We start from the raw sequence: 3,416 nt of genomic DNA, 5'->3' as shown, positions 1-3,416 counted from the left end.
GCATGTTCCGCGTCCTTGCAATACTGTGTTTACATACAGTCTATCGCTTAGCGGAAAGTTCTTTTACCCTCAGCCGAAATGCCTGCCGTTGCTAGACATTGCCAGCCAGTGCCCGTCACTCCCACTCGATTGTAAACAAGCACACAAAACCCTTTAGTGACAACAATTTGCAAGAACTATCAGGCTCAGTGCCATGAAAAATACCATGACCAGATCATGAGGTTGAACACGGCTTGCGCCGGCAGCGTTCACGCTCCTGGTCGGCGATCTCGCCCGGCTGCAATGCTAGCTCAGCATCGGTCATGCGCTCCAGCACGTCGCGTAGGCGGATGGTGCAAGGAATGGGCGGCAGCTCGAACTCATAGCCGCCGGCGATCATTTCGGCCGCAATCTCCTCGGTGATGAAAAACGGCTCGTCGTCTTGGTTCGGCTTCTTCATGCCCTTTCCTCCTGGCGCTCATCCTGGCCGACAGCGGCCAGGGCATCGGCTTCCGTCAATGCGTCCTCCACGAACGCGCCGTGCTGCTTCGCTTCGGCCTGGCTGACCTCGGCCCATATCCGTTTCACCTGGGCCGCACTGTACCCGGCCAGCTCGGCGGTCTTGTTGATGCTGTAGCCGGACTTGCGCAGCGCGACAACTTGGGCGCGGCGCTTCGGATCAGCACGGCGGCCCTTGTACCGCCCGGCCTGGCGGGCCAACTCAATGCCTTGGCGCTGGCGTTCGCGCCTGTCCTCGTAGTCGTCGCGGGCCATCTGCAAGGCCAGGCGAAAAAGCATGATCTGCACGGCTTCCAGCACGATCTTGGCGACGCCCTGGGCCTCGGCCGCCAGGTCGGATAGATCGACCACGCCAGGGACGGCCAGGCGTGCGCCTTTGGCCTGTATCGAGGCCACCAGGCGCTCGGCCTCGGGCAAAGGTAGGCGGCTGATGCGGTCGATCTTCTCGGCAATGACCACCTCGCCGGGCTGTAGGTCGCCGATCATGCGCAGCAGCTCAGGCCGGTCGGCGCGTGCGCCGGATGCCTTCTCACGGTAGATGCCGGCGACGTAGTAGCCGGCGGCCTTCGCGGCCGTAGTGATCGCCTCTTGGCGTTCCAAGTCCTGCGCGTCGGTGCTGACGCGCAGATAGACCCGCGCCACCATCGGCGCGGCTACTGGCTTCGTCCTGCGCATACTTGCGGGCTCCTTTGGGCATACTCAAATGCACCCATCTTAAACTGGCAGCTAATGTACAAAAGTTGATAGAAGCACACAAGTTCAATTTTGCACTTCTGCCCACTATTGCAAAACTGCTTGTTAGTAGCCGTTTTTTCTTACTGTTTATAGATTCAATAATTTTTGAAACGAAAAATTGGGACTAAACATTTCGGTTTCGTTTTCTGTCGATTCGTCCTGCGTATCTTTTGCATAAACAAACATTTGTTGTTCGTAGTTTTCGATGGCATTTTCAATACTTGTAAATTCTCCGTTTGTAAGGTTTTCAGACAATATCAAAGCATCCAATAATCCCGTATTTACACCCTGTCCTGCAAAAGGCGACATCAAATGAGCAGCATCGCCAATCATTGTTATGGGTAATGGACGGTTACTTTTCCAATCATTGTTCAAAGGAAATTTCCTTGTGGGCAAGCATTGAAATGTTGATACCGAACGTATTAATTGTTTGTAAACTTCACTCCATTTGGAAAATCTTTTCAATAAAAAATCGGCAACGCTGTTTCTGTCCTGAAAATCTAAGGGAATTTTATTTTTCCATTCATCGGGCGTTTTAAAACTAATTCCTAAATACAATGCACCATTATTATTGGGATTGGCAAACAATAAAATGCCCTGATGTCCCGCCATTAATCGGTTGCCGTTGCATAGCTGAAAAAATCCGGGACAGTTTATTTCCGGTTGAAGAATATCAGCTTGGATGTTGAAAGTACCGGTTTCTTCAACTTGCGTGTCGGTAACAAAGCTCCTTATTTTCGACATTCCACCATTGGCAAGAATAACCAAATCTGCTGTTTCACTCGGTTTATTCTCAAAAGTTAGTGTCCACTTCTTCTTACCAGGTTCAAGCATAACAAGTTTTCTATCCCAAATAACCGTGTCGTTTTCTAAACTATTCAACAAGATAGCCCTTAAGTCATTTCTGTTTATTTCAGGATTGTCAAATCGATTTTCGGGCTTTACATTTTTTGTGGATAAAATATTGCCTTTTTCATCAGCAATATTTACACCCATTGGTAAGGCTAAGTCATAATAAGTTTGTAACAATCCCGCTTTTTTCATTGCTTCCTGACCTGAACCTTTGTGTAGGTCAAGGGTTCCACCAAAAATTCTTGCCTCTCGGTCGTTGTCTCTTTCGTAAACTGAAACGTCTATGCCGTTTTGCTGTAATAATTTTGCCATAGTCAGTCCAACGGGTCCACCACCAATTATTGCAACGTTCTTATCACTAAGTAAATTCATTTGTTTGTCTGTATCTATTCGCATTGTCATTCAAAAATGGCACATAACAAGTGGCTATACGCCAAATGGCGTATATATCCACTATATCTTATTTTGCTAAACCTTTCATTATCAGTGACAAATCCGTTTTCAACCGTTTACCGTTCGTTTCTACTCTCTCAAAAGGATTTATATTCATAGTGCTTTTTGTTAAGTTTTGCTCAAATATACAAATCCTTTCTATATATCTAACAAATCCATCGGACTTTTTAATTGTTCCATTCCCTTGGTGGTAATATGTGTATAAACCTCAGTTGTTTTACTGCTTGAATGACCTAACAACGATTGAATATAACGTAAACTCGTACCATTCTCAAGCAAATGCGTTGCAAAGCTATGTCGTAAGGTATGTACAGTAACTTCCTTTTGAATCTTTGCTTTTAAAACAGCTGCTTTAAAAATGTTTTGAATACTTCGGCTTGAGTATGCGCCACCTTTTTGACCTTCAAATAAATAATCTTTTGGTTTATATTCCATAAAGTATGTTCTTAAAATAATTAATGTTTTCTCAGATAAAATGGTATAACGATCTCTTTTTCCTTTTGACTGTTCTATACGAATTTGCATGCGCTTGGAGTCAATGTCTTTTATTTTCAGGTTTATACATTCAGAAATGCGCAAACCTGCCGAATAAATAGTCATCAGAATAGCCTTGTGTTTCACGTTTTCAATAGCGCGTAGTACCCGAATGGTTTCTTCTTCACTCATCACAACAGGAAGTGTTTTTTCTTTTTTTGGTCTTTCGATGAAATATGTTTTCCGTTGTCCACCCAAAACACGTTCGTAATAAAACTGGCACTGTTGCAAAGTTAGCGATGAGGCAGCCTTTTGTCTTATTCAAAGGCCTTACATTTCAAAAACTCTGCTTACCAGGCGCATTTCGCCCAGGGGATCACCATAATAAAATGCTGAGGCCTGGC

The 3,416-nt window shown here is 45.6% G+C and carries 4 protein-coding genes; all 4 read right to left on the bottom strand.

What is annotated here, in order from left to right; translation table 11 throughout:
• Positions 1-214: 214 nt before the first annotated feature.
• The 4 genes from FTU72_RS15985 to FTU72_RS15970 all read right to left on the bottom strand — a co-directional run bounded on the left by FTU72_RS15985 (position 215) and on the right by FTU72_RS15970 (position 3,270).
• The gene (locus tag FTU72_RS15985) at positions 215-439 is read right to left on the bottom strand and encodes a hypothetical protein (protein ID WP_000743213.1); all 225 of its coding nucleotides are present in this window, start codon (positions 437-439) and stop codon (positions 215-217) included.
• Entirely contained in the window at positions 436-1,173 is a 738-nt protein-coding gene (locus FTU72_RS15980; protein ID WP_001366550.1) for a recombinase family protein, read from the bottom strand. Before FTU72_RS15980 ends, FTU72_RS15985 begins: the two co-directional genes overlap by 4 nt.
• Before the next feature lie 147 nt (positions 1,174-1,320).
• On the bottom strand, positions 1,321-2,487 hold the full coding sequence (locus FTU72_RS15975) for a tetracycline-inactivating monooxygenase Tet(X3) (protein ID WP_024160783.1): 1,167 nt from the start codon (positions 2,485-2,487) through the stop codon (positions 1,321-1,323).
• Between the two features lie 189 nt (positions 2,488-2,676).
• A complete protein-coding gene (locus FTU72_RS15970) occupies positions 2,677-3,270 on the bottom strand; it encodes a tyrosine-type recombinase/integrase (protein WP_205779272.1) in 594 nt (197 codons plus the stop codon).
• Between the last annotated feature and the right edge of the window lie 146 nt (positions 3,271-3,416).

Source organism: Acinetobacter sp. YH12137 (assembly GCF_013418535.1).
Taxonomy (GTDB): domain Bacteria; phylum Pseudomonadota; class Gammaproteobacteria; order Pseudomonadales; family Moraxellaceae; genus Acinetobacter.
This window is presented reverse-complemented; position numbering and strand designations above follow the sequence as displayed.